The sequence below is a fragment of the Niastella populi genome, assembly GCF_002078015.1.
Lineage (GTDB): Bacteria > Bacteroidota > Bacteroidia > Chitinophagales > Chitinophagaceae > Niastella > Niastella populi.
On sequence record NZ_LWBP01000230.1, the window covers coordinates 1 to 19476 of the forward strand.

General features: G+C 45.0%; 24 protein-coding genes. 3 read left to right on the forward strand and 21 right to left on the reverse strand.

Features of this window, described 5'->3' with window-relative positions:
• The 6 genes from A4R26_RS29950 to A4R26_RS29980 form a co-directional block, all read right to left on the reverse strand.
• The coding region (locus tag A4R26_RS29950) for a hypothetical protein (protein WP_133054824.1) at positions 1 to 410 on the reverse strand (410 nt) is incomplete at its 3' end.
• Between the two features lie 69 nt (positions 411 to 479).
• Positions 480 to 794, reverse strand: a complete 315-nt coding sequence (locus A4R26_RS29955) for a helix-turn-helix domain-containing protein (protein ID WP_081170208.1) — start codon at positions 792 to 794, stop codon at positions 480 to 482.
• 219 nt (positions 795 to 1013) lie between these two features.
• Positions 1014 to 2258 (reverse strand): site-specific integrase, encoded by a 1245-nt coding sequence (locus A4R26_RS29960; RefSeq protein WP_081170209.1) that lies wholly within the window; start codon positions 2256 to 2258, stop codon positions 1014 to 1016.
• 161 nt (positions 2259 to 2419) lie between these two features.
• A complete protein-coding gene (locus tag A4R26_RS29965; protein WP_081170210.1) occupies positions 2420 to 4099 on the reverse strand; it encodes a recombinase family protein in 1680 nt (559 codons plus the stop codon).
• A gap of 200 nt (positions 4100 to 4299) precedes the next feature.
• Positions 4300 to 4602 carry a hypothetical protein gene (locus A4R26_RS29975; RefSeq protein WP_081170212.1) on the reverse strand — a complete coding sequence of 101 codons (303 nt, stop codon included), beginning with the start codon at positions 4600 to 4602 and terminating at the stop codon, positions 4300 to 4302.
• A gap of 25 nt (positions 4603 to 4627) precedes the next feature.
• Positions 4628 to 4969, reverse strand: a complete 342-nt coding sequence (locus A4R26_RS29980) for a hypothetical protein (protein WP_081170213.1) — start codon at positions 4967 to 4969, stop codon at positions 4628 to 4630.
• A 28-nt stretch (positions 4970 to 4997) separates the two neighbouring features.
• Between A4R26_RS29980 and A4R26_RS29985 the strand changes: the two genes are divergently transcribed.
• A complete protein-coding gene (locus tag A4R26_RS29985) occupies positions 4998 to 5297 on the forward strand; it encodes a hypothetical protein (protein ID WP_133054825.1) in 300 nt (99 codons plus the stop codon).
• Here the strand turns inward: A4R26_RS29985 and A4R26_RS29990 are convergent, their stop codons facing one another.
• The 8 genes from A4R26_RS29990 to A4R26_RS30025 form a co-directional block, all read right to left on the reverse strand.
• Positions 5298 to 5627 carry a hypothetical protein gene (locus A4R26_RS29990; RefSeq protein ID WP_081170215.1) on the reverse strand — a complete coding sequence of 110 codons (330 nt, stop codon included), beginning with the start codon at positions 5625 to 5627 and terminating at the stop codon, positions 5298 to 5300.
• Positions 5628 to 5637: 10 nt separating this feature from the next.
• Complete coding sequence (locus A4R26_RS29995) at positions 5638 to 5907, reverse strand: hypothetical protein (RefSeq protein WP_081170216.1); 270 nt, start codon at positions 5905 to 5907, stop codon at positions 5638 to 5640.
• Positions 5908 to 5935: 28 nt separating this feature from the next.
• Complete coding sequence (locus A4R26_RS30000) at positions 5936 to 6280, reverse strand: hypothetical protein (protein WP_081170217.1); 345 nt, start codon at positions 6278 to 6280, stop codon at positions 5936 to 5938.
• A 23-nt stretch (positions 6281 to 6303) separates the two neighbouring features.
• The gene (locus A4R26_RS30005; RefSeq protein WP_242675053.1) at positions 6304 to 7089 is read right to left on the reverse strand and encodes a relaxase/mobilization nuclease domain-containing protein; all 786 of its coding nucleotides are present in this window, start codon (positions 7087 to 7089) and stop codon (positions 6304 to 6306) included.
• 43 nt (positions 7090 to 7132) lie between these two features.
• Positions 7133 to 7507, reverse strand: coding sequence for a plasmid mobilization protein (locus A4R26_RS30010; protein WP_081170219.1), 375 nt, complete (start codon positions 7505 to 7507; stop codon positions 7133 to 7135).
• 143 nt (positions 7508 to 7650) lie between these two features.
• Positions 7651 to 9501, reverse strand: coding sequence for a type IV secretory system conjugative DNA transfer family protein (locus tag A4R26_RS30015; protein ID WP_081170220.1), 1851 nt, complete (start codon positions 9499 to 9501; stop codon positions 7651 to 7653).
• A gap of 108 nt (positions 9502 to 9609) precedes the next feature.
• Positions 9610 to 9807 carry a hypothetical protein gene (locus tag A4R26_RS30020; protein WP_133054826.1) on the reverse strand — a complete coding sequence of 66 codons (198 nt, stop codon included), beginning with the start codon at positions 9805 to 9807 and terminating at the stop codon, positions 9610 to 9612.
• Between the two features lie 178 nt (positions 9808 to 9985).
• Positions 9986 to 10201: a hypothetical protein gene (locus tag A4R26_RS30025; RefSeq protein WP_081170222.1), complete on the reverse strand. Its 216-nt coding sequence runs from the start codon at positions 10199 to 10201 to the stop codon at positions 9986 to 9988.
• A 179-nt stretch (positions 10202 to 10380) separates the two neighbouring features.
• Between A4R26_RS30025 and A4R26_RS30030 the strand changes: the two genes are divergently transcribed.
• Both A4R26_RS30030 and A4R26_RS30035 read left to right on the forward strand, forming a co-directional pair.
• The gene (locus A4R26_RS30030; protein WP_081170223.1) at positions 10381 to 10689 is read left to right on the forward strand and encodes a hypothetical protein; all 309 of its coding nucleotides are present in this window, start codon (positions 10381 to 10383) and stop codon (positions 10687 to 10689) included.
• A gap of 104 nt (positions 10690 to 10793) precedes the next feature.
• The gene (locus A4R26_RS30035; protein ID WP_081170224.1) at positions 10794 to 11996 is read left to right on the forward strand and encodes a hypothetical protein; all 1203 of its coding nucleotides are present in this window, start codon (positions 10794 to 10796) and stop codon (positions 11994 to 11996) included.
• A gap of 185 nt (positions 11997 to 12181) precedes the next feature.
• Here A4R26_RS30035 and A4R26_RS30040 read toward each other — a convergent pair whose 3' ends face one another.
• From A4R26_RS30040 to A4R26_RS30070, 7 genes are all read right to left on the reverse strand, one after another.
• Complete coding sequence (locus A4R26_RS30040) at positions 12182 to 12565, reverse strand: hypothetical protein (RefSeq protein ID WP_081170225.1); 384 nt, start codon at positions 12563 to 12565, stop codon at positions 12182 to 12184.
• Positions 12543 to 15284: a MobF family relaxase gene (gene mobF, locus A4R26_RS30045; RefSeq protein WP_242675054.1), complete on the reverse strand. Its 2742-nt coding sequence runs from the start codon at positions 15282 to 15284 to the stop codon at positions 12543 to 12545. The genes A4R26_RS30040 and mobF overlap by 23 nt, the downstream gene beginning before the upstream one ends.
• A 270-nt stretch (positions 15285 to 15554) precedes the next feature.
• The gene (locus A4R26_RS30050; RefSeq protein WP_207625855.1) at positions 15555 to 16610 is read right to left on the reverse strand and encodes a site-specific integrase; all 1056 of its coding nucleotides are present in this window, start codon (positions 16608 to 16610) and stop codon (positions 15555 to 15557) included.
• Positions 16591 to 16887 (reverse strand): DUF4224 domain-containing protein, encoded by a 297-nt coding sequence (locus A4R26_RS30055; RefSeq protein ID WP_242675055.1) that lies wholly within the window; start codon positions 16885 to 16887, stop codon positions 16591 to 16593. Before A4R26_RS30055 ends, A4R26_RS30050 begins: the two co-directional genes overlap by 20 nt.
• 12 nt (positions 16888 to 16899) lie before the next feature.
• Positions 16900 to 17820 (reverse strand): ArdC family protein, encoded by a 921-nt coding sequence (locus A4R26_RS30060; RefSeq protein ID WP_081170227.1) that lies wholly within the window; start codon positions 17818 to 17820, stop codon positions 16900 to 16902.
• Positions 17821 to 18077: 257 nt separating this feature from the next.
• Positions 18078 to 18995: a DUF8464 domain-containing protein gene (locus tag A4R26_RS30065; RefSeq protein WP_242675056.1), complete on the reverse strand. Its 918-nt coding sequence runs from the start codon at positions 18993 to 18995 to the stop codon at positions 18078 to 18080.
• Positions 18996 to 19064: 69 nt separating this feature from the next.
• Positions 19065 to 19271: a hypothetical protein gene (locus A4R26_RS30070; RefSeq protein ID WP_081170229.1), complete on the reverse strand. Its 207-nt coding sequence runs from the start codon at positions 19269 to 19271 to the stop codon at positions 19065 to 19067.
• Positions 19272 to 19476: the final 205 nt, after the last annotated feature.

Sequence of the window (19476 nt, forward strand, 5' to 3'; positions counted from 1 at the left end):
GTTGGTGTTTCTTCTTTTTCCTCTTCTTCGGTTTCATTTTGCCAAGTACCATATGCAGATTTAAACTGTCCATAAACACTATCTGCTATTAAACGAAGTTTTTGATAGAAGTCATATTGCGTCTTAAATTGTGTTCGTATCTCCTTATGATTTTTAAATCTTTCGCATATTAAGTCGCAGGCGCAGTCTTTGTCAATACCATATTGGTTACAGATACCTGCTAACTTGTAGATATAAAACTCAACTGGAGATTTACTTTTACCTTCCTTTTTGTCCAGGATGGAAATAAAATGGTCAAAATTTGATTTAGCTCCTTTATTTCGCTTATCCATTTTAAGTAGGTAAGTATCACCGGGCATTAAAATCTTGCCATCACGAGGAAAGCTGTATCCATGAGATTCTTGTTCCATGATTTATAATATTTAATAGGTTTATTTTACTGAATACAAAAGGGCATTGCAATGCAATGCCCGTCTGGGTTATTTTTTATAATTAAGTGATCTTATTTCCTTCAAGGCAGCACCTATATCTGTTTTCAGATAACGCACCTGCCGGCCAAACCGGATTGCCTTAATCAATCCCTGTTTAGTATACGCATGTAATGTTGGTAATGAAACTTGTAATAGATTGGCAACTTGTCGGCGAGTTAAAAACTCTTGAGAAGTGTCTGGACCTATGGAGGTCGGGGTAGTTAAATACTCCTTTAATTCACTTGAAATTACTTCCTTAACAGACTCTTTGATTAAAAATTTTAGTTCAGAGTCGGAAATCTGGTTAATTAAAATTTGTCCCATCACTGTATTTTTTGAGGGGTTAATAAATCCAATAGCTCCTGGGGAGGAGATTTACAGTGATGGGAGTAAGGAACTCCCTTTTACGGTTTGTGCTTTATATCCTTGCGGTATTAAGCAATGCAAAGAAAAGACATGTAATCCAAAACTACAAATAAAGCTTATAATATCAATTAATTATATAGTATAAAATACATACAGTAGTATATGATCTTAATACTATTATTTATTAAATATATTATACTGGCTCAATGCTTCTGCATTTTGGACCTGGTTCAGCCTCACATACCCTTGAAACACTTTGAGGCTTTTATGTGCAGAAATTAGCATGATAGAAGGAGTAGGTATTCCTTCAAGAATACAGTTTGATATCATAGACCGTCTTCCAGTGTGGGCGGTTAGAAGCTGATATTTTTTATAAATGATAGTTTGTTTAACACCACCCTTTGTTTTAGTAACAGTGATCTGTTCGTCTAATTCCGCAATCTTTCCGACATCTTTAAGCACGCGATTGAAAACCTGATTACATGGCGCCTTTGGTAGATTGTAATTATACTTTTCCAGAATACCCCTTACTAATAGTGAAATTGGTATAATTACAGGCTCTCCAGTTTTACGGGTAATCATATGAATATTATTTTCCTTAATGTGTTCTGGGCGAATGTTTACAAAATCAGAGTAACGTAAGGAAGTAAGACAGCTTATTATAAAGTAGTCCCGTACTATATTCTTTAATTTATCGTCACCAAGATCAACCTTAGCAAGTTTTTCAATCTCGCCCATCGTGAGAAATATCTTAGTGGTATCCTCATGAGGTTTGGAAAAGCTCTTACTCCTAAACATGAGATTGGTATTTAGCCCACGCTCCGTTGCTTCGTTCATAAATACCTTTACATTCTTAATATGCTTTCCTTCTGTATTCCTGCCCACTCCGAGTGTCTGTAAGTATTTAATAAAACCGTTGCGCCATTCAATAGTAATAGAATCAAAATCTGCTGCGCCCCCTGTCATTTTAAAGTAGTCCTCCATGTGTTTATAAGTAGAAACATAGCTTTTCACTGTATTAGCTGATTTTAATACCCTACATTCCTCTATATACTGGGGTATAAATTTTAGTAGGGTAGGTTTTTCTTTCGGCTCGGTTACTGATACATTTCTGTTTAGCTTTTCACGCAATGCCTTTGTTAGTACTTCTTCTGTTGGAACAACACCATCAATAAGTAAATTTCTGAACAAGGCTTTGAAGTCGGCCGCTATTTTGTCAAGCCACATGTTTATATCAGAGTTGCCTGGATTCTTCTTTGAAACTATTGCGCGCTGCTTGATAAAATCCCATTCGGAAGGGTTCACTTTATCACCAGTGCTCATAAATACTCTTTCACCATTAAATTTTGCCTGTAAGGAAATAAGGGTAGGCTCTGTTGATTTGGGGTTTTTTAAATAAAATCGAGGTTCTGGAACTACCATAAATAAACTTTTTTAAATTATAACTTTGTAAAACAACTATTGATTACCGTTTGGTTGACCCAATGGTTGACTGCAATAATGAGTGAAATTTAGCGCCCTTTTACACCTTTGGGTTTTTTTACAGAAAAATTTTTAATGGCGCTTATAGGGTGAGATAAAAGCTAATAAAAGAAGATAAAAAGCAGTAAAAATAAAGGTAGTCCTGTCGGGACTACCCAACCGGAAATAGGCAAATTTTCGTCCTGTTTCCGGTTTTTGTTTTCCGTGTAGTCCTTTGCGATACAATGTGTTAAGTGCAAAAATTCATTCTCTTGTTTGGTTAGATAAATGTGTTTCTCTGCATCGTAATAAATCCCGTCAGGAAAGAGCGTTTTATGCATCCATCTTTTTTGTTCGAGATCGTGCGAAGCCCACTGAATACTGAGGTTTTGCAGCTTTTCCAATGATTCCGAAATAAGTTTATCGAGGTTAGATATTTTTGGGGTCAGGATATTCATTTCTTTGGTGATATTCTGCACCTGTTCGGCGATATGCCCTAACGTCAATTCATACGTTTCTTTATCAATTTCGCCCAAACCATGACGAATTTGCAGTTGCTTGCGCTTTTTCTCCAATCCTTCCAGTTGTGATTTCAACGCAATGTCTTGTTTTGACTGGCCATTATTATAGTGATCGAAAATCTGTGTCAGTTGCCATTTGACCAACGGTTCCAGATCATCCGGCAAACGATATCTATTCAGGAAATCAATAAATAATTCATTGGCTCCTTTGCGTTGCGCCTTCTTTGTGGTCATGGCATTCAGGCTGACGCCCTTGCAATGCAAACAGCGATAATAATGCAAGTCCTTTTTCGTGTTTCGGTAGCCCACCATATAGCGTTTGCATTTCTCGCATTTAAGCAAACGTGTTAACGGACGCGGCTCAACGTCCTTATTATGGGTGTAGCCTGCATGGTTGCCGGGCAAACTGCCGCTTTCCAAGATATTCTGAACCTTCACAAAATCCTCAATACTGACAATTGGTTCCCAGTTGCCTTTCGCTGGCTCGTCGATCAGGCGGTTGATAATGATTCCAGCATAAAACGGTATGCGCCATGTGGCCGACAGTTTTTGCGGCGACATCTTTAAGCCTCGGGCGGCAAGCTTTGCCAGTATCTGTGCGTCACTGTACTTGCCTGACGCTTTCCATTTCCACGCATCACGTAATAGCTCGCCGTCTTTATTGACAACAATCTTTTGTTTGAGAGAAAGGAATTTTTCATTGCGCACCTTCGGGCCATAATGGTCATAGCCTATCGGTGACTTGCCCATAAAATACCCCTTTCGCAAAAATGATTGCATGGCCGGTACAATGATTTCAATGCGCTCCAAGTTTTCACGATATGCCTGAAAAAGACTGTCATAGATGGCGGCCTTGCCGCGTTCGGCGGTTGTTGACAGGCCGCTACATACTTCAATGAGATGTACGCCTAATTCTTCTACAAGCTGATTGACAAGACCAATGGCGTTTCCTCCTGACCTTGAAAAACGGCTCATTTTGAATACCAAAATTGCCCAAGGACGCTTTCTTGCTTTCGTGACACGTTCGATTAAACGTGTAAACTCTTTCCGGCTCCAATCACTTTTGGCACTCTCGTATGTACCTCCAAATTCTTCGGCAATGATATAATTATTCATTTCAGCGAATTCCCTGTTTGCTTCCTTTTGCCGCTCAACGCTGCCATTCTTTTCAAACTGTTCTTTGGATGACACGCGAGTATATGACCAGACAATAAAGTTGGAGTGATTTTCATTGTCGTTTTTGGGAACAAATTTCTTAAAGTAGTCAAGATTATTTTTCATTGGCGTTGAAGTAGGAGTGATATAATGCTAAAGACAATTCATATACGAATTTAATCAATTTCTCCTTTTTCTCCTGTGGCCAGTCACGAAAACATTCATGCTTGTCTATATCCTCGACGGTAAGCATGGGGATGTGTGTTAGTTTTGTTTCTTTATACTTGTTGACAGGCTTCATGTTCAAATCGAATTTAGTTAAGCATCTATCCGGTCTTGGATGTCTTCATTCTATCGATCACTCTCTGCCGCGCTGCTGCTTGCCTGTTCATCAATGCGGTGAGCAGGACGCCGTCATTCCACCAGTAACGGTAATAATCTTCCCGCAATTTGTTCACAATAGCGAGGACATGCGGTGGCGCATCCGTAAAGGTGCAATCATGCAGTTGTAAAATTTCTTTTTCGGTAGCCTGAACGGCGGCCCACATATCGGCCCGATGCCGTTCAAAGGCTTGTATTTGTTTCTCCTGCTTTGTTATCAGGTCATGGAGCCGTGTATCGTATGTCATAGATTAATCTTGATGTGTGAATTAATTACCGGCCACGGTCTTTGTCCTTTGGCCGATGTTGCATGGTGTGTAGTTGTTCGATTTTGTTCTGACGCTCGATCAGTTTTTCCCGTTCCTGGGCGTGCCGGGCGGTCATCAGGACAGCCAGTTTGCCGTCACTGCCCCATTCCTCCGTAAACTCCTTATGGAGCGTGTCGATTTCCTCGCGCACAGGGTCTGTCGCATTCTCATACACACCGCCATAGGGTAATAACATTTCTTCCCGTTTTTTCATGACCGGTTGCCACGCCTCATAGAGGCTCACGGCAAGGTCTTGCCGTTCGGCCTCCTGCTGTTTGAGGAGGTCGGCCATAGTTTTGATCGACATAAATGTGTTTTTAGGATATACTCAAGGAATGCTTTCCATGCGTCCCAATACAAACGACAATGTGTTAACCCGGCAGCTTTACTGGAATGAGCCGGAGTGCCTGCCCTATATACCGGCAGCCCGATACCTGATAGAAAACTATGTATCGGCCTATTGGAAGCATGACAGGAACGATCTGGATTATGTGCATATGGAATTGACGTTATGTCGGTATATCATGATGGAAACCTCCGATACGCCTCGGCGTCACCTGAAGTTGAAATGGCTGGCCCGGATGCTTAAGATCAGTCCGATTCTCCTGCACAATGACCCGAACCTGCCATTTTAATTACCGGCCCCGGTCTTTCGCCTGATCCTTTCCTTTCGATAACAGGGCCACCAGTTCATCACGTTTGGCCTGTTTATCGAGCAAATTTTCCCGCTCAAGGGCATGGATCTGTTTCAGCATATCCAGATCATCCTTTTCCATTGCCTCCCACGCCGAACGTTGTTCCTGCAACAGGTTTTTCAACAGTGTATGGGTTTTGGGATTGACAAAGCTGCAATAACTCACAAGTTCCTTTTGATCGTCTTCCAAAGATGTAAGCCGTTTCTCACGCTCCCGGAAGTAATCGACAATCTCCCTTTCCTGCCGAGCCACCAATTTTTCAAGCGTCATATATCAGGTTTTATTCAGGGTGAGAAAAAAACGCGTCCAGTTCCTTCTGGTGAATCTCGCGCATAGCCGCGATCTTCTGCCCGTTGATGCCCCATAGCGTTTCCCATGCGGCGCGGTCACGGGCGATTTTATCTCTGACGTTCTGCGGGGCGGTCTTTTCCGTATGCTGACCCAGCAACAGGACAATATCGGCATTGAGTTGATCAAGGCTTTGTTTATAGCCGGTCAGGAAAAACTTATAATCTTTCGCCTGACCCTTGATGAGATGTTCCCATTTCATAAAAGATTGTTTTAAATGATGGAATTGGTTAACGGCCTGCGGATTTATCTTTCGATTTATCTTTTGCCGCATTCTGGTCTTTTGCCAATCCTTGCGCCAGTGCTTCACGCTCGAAAAACTTGTTTAACTCGCGTTGATGGTTCACGCGCATTTCTTTAAACTTGCTGCCATACATGCCGTAATCCTTTTCCCATGCTTCGGCATTCCGTTGCAGCATGTCCTTTAAAGAGGCAGGCAATTCGGCCTCGCTGCATTTTGCAGCCGACAGGACGGCCTGCTTGTCCGCCTGCAATTGCTCTTTCGATTGTTTAACACTTTCAATATGATCGGCATATTCTTTGGCTTGTCTTTCGACGATTTCGTTCCAGTTCATAAAAAATGATTTGATGTTTACGTTTAGCGTCCGCGGCTTTTGGATTTTCCCGCGTCGCGTGTTAAAGTTTGTTTCAAGTCGGATGCGATTTGCTCGCGTGTCTTGTTGTGGCGTCGGCTATTCTCACGTTCCCGAATGGCATCAATGATCTCGTTTTTATCCGGCAGGTTTAACCCTTTCAGCTTTTCACGCACCTGCCGGGTACGCACTTTCGGGATTTCCTTCACCAGTTCAAACGAGCGGCCCTTGCGATTGATGATTACATAGGGACGGCGGTGTTTCTGTATCGCTAACGTGTACCCGGCCTTCTCAACCGCTTGCTGAAACCCTCTGCCGGTTGGATGTTGGGCAAAAAGATTTGGCAATAACTCCTTCAGCAAGGCCCGTTCATTATTCTTTTCCGCTGTCAGCTTATGCCCGAACTCGATCTCCATCGTCCGGCGGCAATGCTTTAAATCATAATTCGAGTGCTTGTTGCAGTTCATCAATCCGGTGTCATGGTTGTATCTCTCCCATGCAACATGCATATGGTATCGGTTCTTTTTCCTGTGCAGCACCATCACCCGCTTATGCCCGGTCAAACCGCGTTTCCGCTCGATGATCTCTGCCGCCCGATGCCATTGAGCCTTAGTCATCAACCTATCTTCCCTAGGTCGCGGATTGATGACGACGTGGTAAAGGCCGCGTTTTGTCCTGCCGGACAGTTCTGCCGTCAGGCTCATTTCAATCAGGGATTTTTTCAAGCTATCGGGCTGGCATGTTCCTCTCACGTCAAAAACCTGAACCGATTGATTGTCGCCTTTCGTCAACAGGTAGATTGCTAACGCCGCACCACCGCCCCTGATGCCGCCCCTAAGCGTCACCTTTCAGGATATGGATAAGTTCATCGGATAGCGTTTTAACGCCTGTCAACGCGCCCTCGATGATCCGATCCGGTACATGATGGCCATTGCCGACAATCCGTTCGCGGTGCAGCTCATGCGCGATTTGATTGACGTTGCTGCCGATCTTTCCTAATTCGCCAAGCGTGCGGATGAACAAGGCACGATCGGGTTTGGCCTTCGGCATGACCGGCTGTGAGCGGATAACCGTCACGCGCACCAGATCACTGATGGATAGGCCATGCTCTTTTGCTAGAACCGATAATTGGTCTTTTTCTTTTTCATGCATCCGAATATGCAGGCGTTTCGTCCGGCCAAAACTCTTTTTGCTTTTTTGTCGTTCCATACATTTTGCATTTTGATTTTTGCGGGAGGGTCAAGGGAGGTCGCAAAACCTCCTTGCAAGATCGGGGCTGGGCAACATGTGTGTTGCCAGCCCACATCTTGCGCCCGGAATGCAAAAAATTATTATGCTCCGGGCCACGCCGTTTAGTTATTCAATCTGTCGCGTTCTGCTTTTGATACTCTTACTGAATGCGCTATCTGTTCAAGATTGCTTTCCGGCTTGTAGTAAGGGTTAGGATCGCAATCCAAATTCATGTTGTAATAAGGAATTTTCGGAACCTGGGATGGTGCGAGTTGATCAATGACCGTATAGATCGTATCTCCCGATTGCCTGCGGATTTCATCAGGGGTAATCAATGGTCGTGCCGATGCGCCGGATATATCGCCCTTATCGTTGTATTCGGGAACGCTTGTTTGCCCAAACATGGATGAAATATAATCGGCGCTGAAGTTGTCGGATATATTGAAGAAGTGGCGCACGGAAGAATTTGCGAGAAACGATTGCCACGTCTTCGGATATAAATCCTGAATTTGTACTAACGATTGCCAGATCGTCCAGAGATGCACGCCGAATCCGGCATATGCACCTAACGCCAATTCAATTTCGCTATGGTAACCCATCGCGTAGGCTTCATCTATCAGAAACAAAACATCCTTGCCCGGCTTACGAATGACGGAACGCAGCAACGATGTAATGACAAGCCGCATGTAGGTGCTGTGGCTTTTCAAACGATCAGCAGGAACAATCAAATACAAGACAACATTCCCTTTCGTTAAATCCTCTGCTGAAAATTTCGGCGACGTTTTCAGGCTTTCCCTTAAAGCTGGACTTTTAAACACGTCGGTATATTTTTGCGCCGTTGAAATGATCGACCCGTACTCCCTCTCGGACGTCTTCATAAGAGAAGCGATTTCGTTGGCGGTGGCCTTGACGATTTCACCTGCAACCGGATCATCGTTGAGCATCATGTCTGCTAAAAGCTCGCACCACGAATCATTGTCTTTTCTAAGCCATGACCAAATCGTTCCTAAATGACGATCTTGTTCGGGTACTGCAGTCATCAAGTGCAAGATCATCCCGGAAATATAACTGCGTGCTTTGTCTGAAAAGTGGCTCTCGTTCGATCCTGACGCGACCGGTACGATGGATTCGGCAAGCGTTGCAACGTCATCGCACAAATTGATGCGGTCGGCACTTTTCAAAATATCCAATGGGTTGAATGGTGTGTTCCCTAATCCCAAAAGATCCCATGCGTTCAAAATAATTGTCTTTTTCCCGGCCTCGCGGTTGACGCGTTCACTGACTGCGGCCAATTCACCCTTTGGGTCAAAGCACACCACGGAGCCATCAAATAAATGCGGCATCAGCAAATTCTGGAACAGGAGGTTGACCGATTTGCCTGCTCTCGTACCCGCTACCGAACAGATATGGCCGGGTTTGTTGTAATAAAGCCCTGCACCGATATAAAACCCTTTCGGCTTGCGGTAAGGCATAAGTTCGTTTTCTGTGGCGAAGCGTGCCGATCCATGCCGTTGTTTTTCGCGGACGTACTTGTAAATGCGGCCACGCCACAAAGAGAACCCGAGCCAGATGAATGCCGTCAGGACTAAATTGACCAGCAGGAAAGCAAAAACGAATGACGGATTATGATTGACAAAATCACCGCCGAACCAGATAACAAGACGCAGCAGGATCACTGTTGCAAGATAAATGACAACCCAGATCAGGACGGCCCCGATGATCATGCCGACACGTATAACGGGCGGCAGGCTGTGCAGACGGGGCAGTTCATTGTTCGGCTCCATGAACAGCCGGAAACCTTTTTTGTAGTAAATCAATGCGCCCAATAAAGTCACGGGCGTCAAGACCAATCCGATGAAAAGAAGCAGGGCTTTTGTTTTGCCGTCGGCATGGCCCCGAACAGAGAATAATTCAATGAGGTCGGCTTTGGACACGTCAAACATGCCCTTTGCCTTGCGTTGATTGAATTGCATGACCAAAAGATTTTTAAAATGATAAAATCAGCTCAATACCGGATAGAATTATTCAGGGCCCTGAATGTTAGGAATACGGGCGTTGATCAGACGCGCCGTTGTGAATGACTATTTGAGCTTTTTGATGGCTTTTATGGCATCAGAATGACCATAATAGGTTTTGTTGTCTACAATAGTCCTGTTTGTGCCACGATGTTTGATTTCCTTACCACTTGATGTAATCTGGTTTCTGTCATCATAAGTGGACGGACGAGCGCCGATATTATAACCGACTTTCTTGACTTCGTTCCTTTGATTTGAGTTCATGTTTGAAAAATTGAAATTCAAAAAATTGTTGCGTCGGCATGTTTCAATGGTCATGCCGGAACCATTTCGTCGGTGGGCCAAAAAAGGCCAGTTTTGTTTGTTGAGCCGTTCAATAGTTTTTGTTTTGATTTTTTTCTTTCAGACAAGGCCCGGCTATGCCCGCCTGAAAATTCATTTGCTAAGATTTCCGTTGTTCGAGATACCGGACAAGAGCATTCAAGGCATCAATTTCTTTTCTCATGATTTCCACAAGGGCTTTTAAATTGGCTACCTCTTGCTCCAACTCTTGTATTTTGCCGTTGGTGATTTGCTGTGTTTCGTTCTGCTTGTCTCTCTGGACTTTTTCAGCTTTTTGATTGGTAGGCTTTGATTTGCTGTTAGTGATTTCCTGCATCGTTTAGTAGTTTTAAATCAATAAAATGTTTCCGTTCGTTCTGATAAGGCAATAGCTGTCCTGCTCCGCCAATGGCGGAAGTTTTAATGAATTGAAAATCAATAAGAATTATGATTATTCGATAAAGCTTGACAGGTCACCACGGTTATGTTATGTAATGTATTTCCATAGGTACTTGCATGACTTTATTGAAAAAATTCGACGAAAACGGTCAGGAAATTGGATCACCGGAAGACGTTCCGATCAATGAAACCAATTTTCAGCAGTATATAGAGCAGTATGGAAAAGAACGTGCTGAAGGGTACAAGGATGCATTTGCCGATATTATGAAAGAAATATCTGGTATGATGACTGGCTCGGATAAATTTGGTGAGTTTGCAAACAGTCGTCAAGTAATCGGGCGTAAGGTTCAAATATTTCATAACGAGAAATCTTTAACTTTAGAAAAACTGGTTCAATTGTTATCTGATTCAAAATTGCAGCCGTGAGAAGCATTTTCCAAGCATCCGTATATTCAGAATAAAAAAAACTTACTTTCTTATCTGTACAGTATACAAAGGATTTATACGGTACAGATCAAAAACAATAAAAAATGAAAATAGAATCGGCCGTTTATAGGGCTATATATAAGTGTTTATGTGATAAAATTGAAGAAGATTATTATAAAGGGAAACCGCATAAATTCAAGTCGGAGAATAGAGCAGAGCTATTTGAAAAAAGAAAAGATGGTAAAATAATTGGGATGCGATTATTAGAGGGCGTTGGCACACTTAAAAATCCGAAATACTTTTATAGACGATTTACTGAATTGAATCCTGACACTATCAGAGGAGAAATCAATCCCATCGCCCTTTATAATATATTGTTTGAATTGGGGTACAAATTAAATGAGAAATATGTGGAACCTAAACCAAACAAGGACGAAAGCGTTCCAATTTCAAAAGCACAGAATTTATTGGATCAATTCATATCCATGCATCCAGCAGATATTCGTGAAGAACAAAACAGGGTTGAAAAATGTTATTATATTTATTTGCCCGAAGGCAAAGAAAATGAAGCTTTGGAGGTTTCTCAAAGTACCTTCGACGAAATTCAAAGGCATTATAATGATATTCCAGTAGAACTATTCAATGAGAAATTGATATTTGAGGAATGGGTTTCTATGGTGAAACGACGCTTTCAGTCATTTGAAAAGGTACCCGACCCAAATGATATAAAAAGCCAATTAGCAATAGTGAAAACATTCTTTCAAAAAAGCTTATGGGAACTGTTTGAACGAAGTGAGGAAAAAATAACAAAGAGGGTTATAAAATTTGATGAAAGGTTATCATGGAACTCAAATAAGTCTGAAGATAATAAATTCTTAACATTTATGACTTTAGTCGATTTCATATTAGATGAAAGACATCAAAAAGAAACTGCATCATTTGAATATGACCTGGTCTCTAATGTGGTCACACTTACGACTATACAGAACTCCAAAGCTTATGGAGTGCCGCTAGAATTAGTTGTGTACAATTTTGCTCCTTTAATAGGCAAGCCTCTTACGGATTTTATGCATGGAAGTTCAATTCATATAGATTCACACACTTTTGAAATTAGAGCTAAACTTGCGCTTTTAGTAAAAGTGCATGATACTAGTATTGAGAACTACGAGACTAAATATGCAGAGTATGATTCTGATAGTAGTGAGATACCCTTATTTATCCGGTCGTATTTAAATGCACCCAGTCAGGACTTTAAACGTTCTTCATATAAAAATCTATTGTCTATGATGGCTCTTTTGCTGAAATAGCTTTGACCATGTTGAACTTCATTTCTGAAATTTCAACAGGTTCTTTACACTGATAGGGAAGATGTCTGACGGATTTTGGTTGCCATAACAATAATGTATATTCGTATTAGTTTGCACCTCCCACCTTGCGGCTGCCGCGCCCGGATTGGTCGAAGCATGAAGTTGCCACCCTCCAATAATTTCCCTCACTTGCCCGGCGGATCCACAATAGCATCAATCACGGCCATGTGGCCGACAATCCCGGCTGAAACATAGCGCGGATCATGAATCATGATACGGTCGGGTTTCTCGTCGGCGAACTGTTCACACAAACTGTCCAGACCATAGCCTTTCAGGGTTATCTTTTGCGAGGTAAAGCGCAGGATCATCACATTGTAATCCGCTTCGATCAACAATTCCACGGATAGCAGATAGGCGTAATAAAAAACCATCCTGCGCCCGTCCGGCCACTGGATGGTCAGGCAATGGGCGAAGGGCCTGTTTCTTGTGCCATTCCCCGGATGCGCCTTTGTAGGATTGCCTTCCAGCAATTCCCGGTAAATGCGTTTAAGGGACTGGTTTGGGTGCATGGGGCCTTATCGTTTCTGTGGGTTGTTCCGGTAGTGGGGTCGTTGGTATCGGGACAGAGCGCGGCGCGGATTGATCCAGCCGGGCCAGATGCCCGGCAATGAATTGACTGCATTCATCAGGGCCAACCAATTCGAGGGCCGATAGCCTGTCACCGAGATTCGACACCTGCTCCAGCAAGGCTGCCTTGTCGTCTGTGTATATCTGTACCCTATCCCTCGCCCGTGACACGGACACATAGAATTGTTTCAGGGAAGCGGCGGGAAACGTAGCCGCCGGTTCCGAGATAAACACCTCGTCCACCGTCTTGCCCTGTGAGGAATGCGACGTTGTCACATAGCCGTAACTGATATGGCCGAAGTCTTTATCCAAACAGTAGATGGCCCCGGTGGCGGCATTCTTGAATTGAATGTTGTTTTCATCGTCAATGGACACGACCTGCATGGTCTGCCCGTTATTCAACCGCTTGCCGTTCCTGTCATACCCGTTGCGGGTGATGGTCACGGTGTCACCAACGGCAAGGCCGATGGACGTTTTCCGGTACACGTTGAACTCACCGGCCCGGTCAAAAGGAAGCGGAACGGTTTTGCCGTTGGTTCCGGCAATCATAACCCTGTTGCCTGAAACTTCCCCGACCTGCCAGATACTGCCGCGCGGGATGTCCGGCAGGTTTTGGTTGAACTGCACCGCAAGGCCGTGCTGGTACATGCGGGCATCCGTTTTTTTGGCTTCGGTATAGTTCAGGTTCACATAGCGGGTAACGGTAATTTCATCCGGGCCGATCCTGCCGCCATCCCGCAGGGCTTTCCGGATGGCATCGGTCACGGCTTCGCCCTGCTTGTGCGTCGGCGATACCACAAGAGCAGTCTTGCCCCTGTTGATCACGTCCATATATTCCTGCACCAGTTGACCTGACGGATTTGTAGGGGTTGTTTCCCTGATAGCCCCGAATGCGTCCAGCCGGTCAAAGGCTGCCGTGACATTTCCCGCAGCCAGGTCTTCCACTGCCTTGCGGTAGCCTTCCTCCCGTTGCCGGTAGATTTTGTTTACTTCCGCCGCCCTGATTCCGGCCACTGTATTGAGGATACGCAACCCGTCGCCTCTTGTAACGCTGCTATGCTGCCGAGTATCGCCTACAAAGATCAGGCGGGCGTTTTTATTCGTGACCAGTTGCAGCAAGGCGGTCATATCCTTGACGCCCAATAACCCCGCCTCATCCACGATCAAAACATCGTCCTGTAATTCATTCTGCAAGTCGGGATCGTTCAGCAGCTTGGCGACGGTATCGGCTTTAGCAAATCCTTCCTGCCGCAACACGCCCCGGCTGGAATTGGCCGTGGGGGCCACGATGGTCACTTTCTTGCCAGCCAGCCGCATGAGGCTGACCGTTTCCTGCATCAAGGTTGTTTTGCCCGTACCGGCCCCGCCCCGTATGATGGCAACCATGTCCGTACAGGTCAGCACATGGGCAGCCGCCGCCGCTTGATCCCCGGTCAGGGTCAAGGGCGGCGCAACCGCAAATAAAGGGGCCAGTTTGCCCTTGCCGTCATTGGCAAGGGCCACCATACGTTTTTCTTCGGCAAGCACCTCACGGGTCGTACACAGGATCTTCCCGCTATCTTGTATGGTGATGATCCTGTCGTCCTGCCGGAAGGCGTCGGTAATTTGTTCCAACGTCACCGCCACCTTCCCGATGCCAAAACGATAGGCGGTTTCTATGAGGCGGCGGTCATGAACAACCGAGGCTCGCTCGAAGCGGTGTAGCACAGCGTGGTCAATGCAACCGGCTGCGGACAAGTCATTTTCCTGTTTTGCAGGGGCAAAACGGAGCGGGTCGCCGCCCTCGTCCTTTCCCGCCATGCCAAGCGCATAAATCTGCCTGCGCCATTCCTGTTTCAGTTCGGTCATGGACAGGTGCTTTTTCTTCTTGACCCGCGTGCGTGCGCCTAACTGGTCAAGCTGCCTTGCATCACTAATGCCTTCTTCTCTGGCGATCTGGCCGATTTCATTGGTGCGTTTTGAAAATAGGTCGATGACAGGTTGCGGCACGCCTTCCACTTCAAAGAATTTACCCGTCCGGCGTATACGGTAGCCCAAGGCAACCAATTCATCGGCCAGCCGCTTGTGAAACCGCGCCTCGTAATAGGGCATGTCGCGTTTGATGTCCCGGAACTGCCCGGCTTTGTATTGTTGTTCAGCTTCGTCCCATGTCACATTGAATGTATAACAATGGCAATGCAAATGCGGGTCGGGTTCGGCGTCCTTAACAGGCCGCGCAGTTTGATGCACAAAATCAGCCCAAAGCAATTCACCAGTGCGGCGATCTTCGTCTTTGCCGCCTTTGCGGACACGGGTTTGCATATCCGATTCTATGTCCTTCATGGTGGCGTGGACGCTGCGGCGGAACGCCTCCAATATATGATCGTCGTCCGACAGGACATGCAGGACACTTACAGACTTGGGCACATGATAGTTGATGTCATACCCGACCGTTCTGCTATTCACGGTGCGGGGCGTTAAATTACCATAAGCAACAGGATGGATATTGTCGCACAGTGCGTCGAAAGTTTTTTTATCAACCTCGCCCGCTATGCCAAGACGTCCGGCCACACGGCCATGAAAGGAACCTTTCAGTTCCTGATCGTCGAGGTAATAACCGGAATGGGTGAGTTCATCTGTGTGGTATTCCTTCGCCTGTTCTGCCGACAGGCTTTGTATCATGCGGAGCAAATCAAGACCTCTGAAAGCTGTACTATTGAGAAAATTTTTTCTCTGAATAATTAGACGCTTAGATTTTTTCGCGCGCCTGTTTTATAGTACAAAAGTCATGAGGCAAGTATTTGTTTTGTAATAACAAAACATCCTGTAAAAGTAGCGACTGTTAATCGCTTGGTCGCAGGTTCGAATCCTGCCCGAGGAGCCATTTTCCAAGTACTTAAGCATATCAAAAATTCCTCCCTGTACTACAAAACACCGATTGTACTATTCAGCCTATCGTATTGGCGTAACCTTTTCCGGTTTCCGGCGATAGACCCGGTTTGTTATTCTACTGTCCGTGTGTGAAAGCAAAGCGCGGGCATGTTCCAAATCGGCTGCGTCACTACCCGCTTTGGCCCTTAGATCGTGTTCGGTAAACCGTTCAATGACTTTCGTTTCAGTTAGCACTCGTTCCATGAACCTTTGCCACATGGAATTCCAGCCGGAGGCTTCGCCAGTTTCTTCATTGAAATAACACTGCCCACGTTTGGTACAGAATAACCACGGTGATATATGAACAGGCCGGGCATCCAAAGCCATTTTCACGGCTTCCCGGAGTTCCGGCGTCCATAAATAGATGGTCTGTTTTCCTGTAACATTGGCAACCTTATGTCTTTTAATGGCAATGCCTTCATCAAGGAATTGCTTGGCGGGTTGAAGCCGCAACATGTCACCCCGCGACATGCCTGTTAAAAGTTTAAGGCGTATATAGGCCTGAATGACCTTTACACTGCCTTTCCTGCGCCTTGAATCCAATGACAGGCATTCGGCAATTTCCCAATCCTCTACATACCTGTCGCGCGGAGCCTTGCCGGGTAGCCGGACTTGCCCTTTGAATGGGTGACGGGCAAGATACCCCCATTCAACGGCCTTTGTGTAGGCATGAGACAATAAAGCGATTTCTCGTCGGGCTGTAGTTTTACCTGGACTGCGATCCACGTAACTGTAAATGTCTTTGGGTTCGATTTCCTCAAGGTTCATTTTCCCAAATGCAGAACGTAGATTTTTTACATACTTTAGACAATTTGCATGTGTGCTTACGGCCTTTTCGGGAACGACTTGTAATGCATACCTGTCAAGTAGTTCCCCGACTAATTTAGCATTTTCCAGTACTTCCAACCGGCTTGCCCAATTCCGGTACGCATCGGACAACTTCTTGCCCAAACGGAAAAGCTTCTTGCCATTCCACGATTTTTCATGTCCGGGAGGAACCTGATAATAGTAGGCTCCATGAACAAAACGCCAGCGCGTAGGCAGCCCAACGTTTTCACTATTGCGTTTTTTTGGCATTGAACATACTCCAATCCGGTTCAGTTCTACGTTTGATTCTATTATTTACAGATTCACCGTCAAGCAACTTTTCGACATGGGCGCGTGACACAAGCAACTTTCCATCAGGTCGTATTTTGTGTTCAATACCCATGAAACGTAAGGCACGGGCTTGGGAGGTCGGCTTTTTCTTTCCGGTAAGTTGGTTGATTTCAGTAATGCTTAGGAACAAATAAACCTCCATTGCAAGAGTATGAAACAGGGTGAAGCGCAACGCCCAGCGTAGGCGTTGCAACATTTGAAAGATGGATCAGATCGGTTGTAATCCTTGCAAAAAATCCACTGCTTTTGATGCTTCGCTGGCGGCGGTAATGATACAGTGTTTGTTTTCTTTCAGCACTTCCAGCCAATGGGCGATATAGCTGGCATGGTCGCCCTTGTCGGCTGTGGCAATACCAAACTCCGTGCATAGAAACGCGGCACCCAACTCGGCAACCAGTTCTTCGATGGCATATCCTTTGTCGCCAAATTTTTTGCCGCCTTGTCTTACCAATCTATTTGGCGCACCCGTCCAGTGCGTCAATTCATGCAACAGGGTGGAATAATAGCCTTCTGTAGCGGTGCAGGTTTCCGTATCCATAAAGGTTTCTTGCCACGGCATAACGATTTTATCGAGGGATGGCCTGTAATAAGCACTGAAGCCGTTGTGTTCAACGATGACATTTGTGTTTTTGATGAACCTATCGACATGATCAATTCTTTCAACAAGACTTTCAGTGTTGCTTAATTCCCCTTTCTGTTTGGCTTCATAGCTTGCCAATTGACAGCGGTTGAATACATAGGAGGTTTTGATGAAAGGAATCTCTTTGATATCACCGTCCACCTCTTTTTCAATTTTATCATAATAGACAATGAAAGTGCCTTTTTCGCCTTTACGAATGGTTTCCTTTTTTTCATTCCACTGTTTCAGGCTGGCCCATTCGTCGGATACGAATTGCTGATTGAAGGCTGACGTCCAAAGCAGCAGGATGTTGACGCCCCGGTATCTCTTGCCGGTGGTAAAGTTTTGCGGAATAGTGAGAATACGATCCGGGCCGCCGCTCCACGGCTTGTGCCATGGCACCACGCCTTTTTCCAGTTGCTGTATGATGGTATCGGTAACCTGTTGGTGTATATCGCGGCGTGTGAATGTTTTTGCTTGCGGTTCAGTGTTGGAAGCAATTGTACTCATAGATTTTCCTTTCGAGAGAGTTGATGGAAACAAGGAGCCAATGCCGAAAAGAAAGCGACGTTCCGGCAAAAATTTTGGTCAGGCGTGGAGGTCGAAGGCCGGGGAAAATTTTTGTTGGAGTAGGAGCGTTTTCGGCAAACTCCGCCGTTTCCTTTCATCAACGCCTCACAATGAAAGGAGAAATACAGTGTCCCCGGATTGCATGGAAAATCAGGCAGCACCGCTAAAGTGCGCTGCCTGTTCCAAATTTCACCTGGCTATAAACCCAACTTGACCATATGAAAGGCGTTCATGTCCTTGTACGGCGCATACTCTTTGTTCATCGGCTTGTGCAGGAGATTTTCTTCGGTCTTGAAAAAATTATCCAAGGAAGTTGTCGCCGCTTTCCCCGGTTCGTCATTGTGCATCCATGTATAGGCGATGCGGTAACCATAGCCTTTGATGTATGGCGTGGCTTTTTTGAGGTTGGATAGTGAGTTTAGGACAATCGTGTCGTCCTTGAATCTCTGCCCGTTCCTTTTACGAATAATTGCGGTGAGGTAATCCGGCCACCCTTCAAAAATATGGATCCCTTCGGGCTTTGGTATCAGGCCGCGAATGAAAGTAAGATATTTGGGTTTGGCGCTTCCTTTGAAAAACGCGTTGCGGATTTCATAACCGCTTTTATCATTCTTAAAGCCCAGCGCAAAAATGCTTTTCTTGCTTTCCTTGTTATGAACATAGACTTCTTTCAAGTATGGCTTTGCCACACTTAAAGGAATGCCACGGGATTCCAGATATTGAATGAGGGCTGGTCTTTCGATATCTTGTACGTGGGTAATGATCAGTTTTCTATCGTCTGTAGACGTGGCAGGAAGTTTAACGGGCGCAATAAAAATGATGCCCTCAAACATATTTTTAACCCAACGGCGGGCATCGGCTTCGGTATGATCCACGCCAGAACTTTCCAGATATTTGCATACAAACTTAATAACGCCGCCGCCCTCGCCGATGCCGTGGTCAAACCATACGTTTTTATGCGTATTGACATGCAGGCTGGCCGTCCTTTCATTCCGCCAAGGGGCCAGGTAATACACGTCATTACCGGATGTTCGGGCCGGCTTACAATTTATCTTGTCTAAAATTTCGGAAAGGTGTATGTTTTTCGCCTGTTCATGATTCATTGCGATCTCCAACGGTAATAATGTTTTATTGAGCAGTTGAAGGAGGGTAAGTCGTTGCGAGCGACTTACTCTCCGTTTTTTTTAAAAGGTTTGTTGCCTTTTCTCGTACTCATTAAGATCATTGATGTAGTAACAAGCCTTATTGCCTCTCATGTGGTAGGGAAGCTCTTTCCTTCTTTTGTTCTCTTTCCTTGCCAGATAGTCGAGCTTTACTTTTTCTTCCCCGATGAAATCTGCGGCTTCCCTTCTCGTTAGCCATTGTCGCACCGATGAATATTTGCATTTCATGAATATCTCCAATAATTCTGGGTTGATTGGTATGGCTGTAAAAGAATCGCTTTAACAACCGTGGCGGCTTGATAAAGGATTGCCTCGCTTATAGTCAAATGGAATCTTATTTTTACAATGATTTATGTAACACGTGAGTACACGAGTATGGGAAAGTCGGGCGGTTTGTTTAATCTTCTTACAACTTGAAAGATGTAATATATAG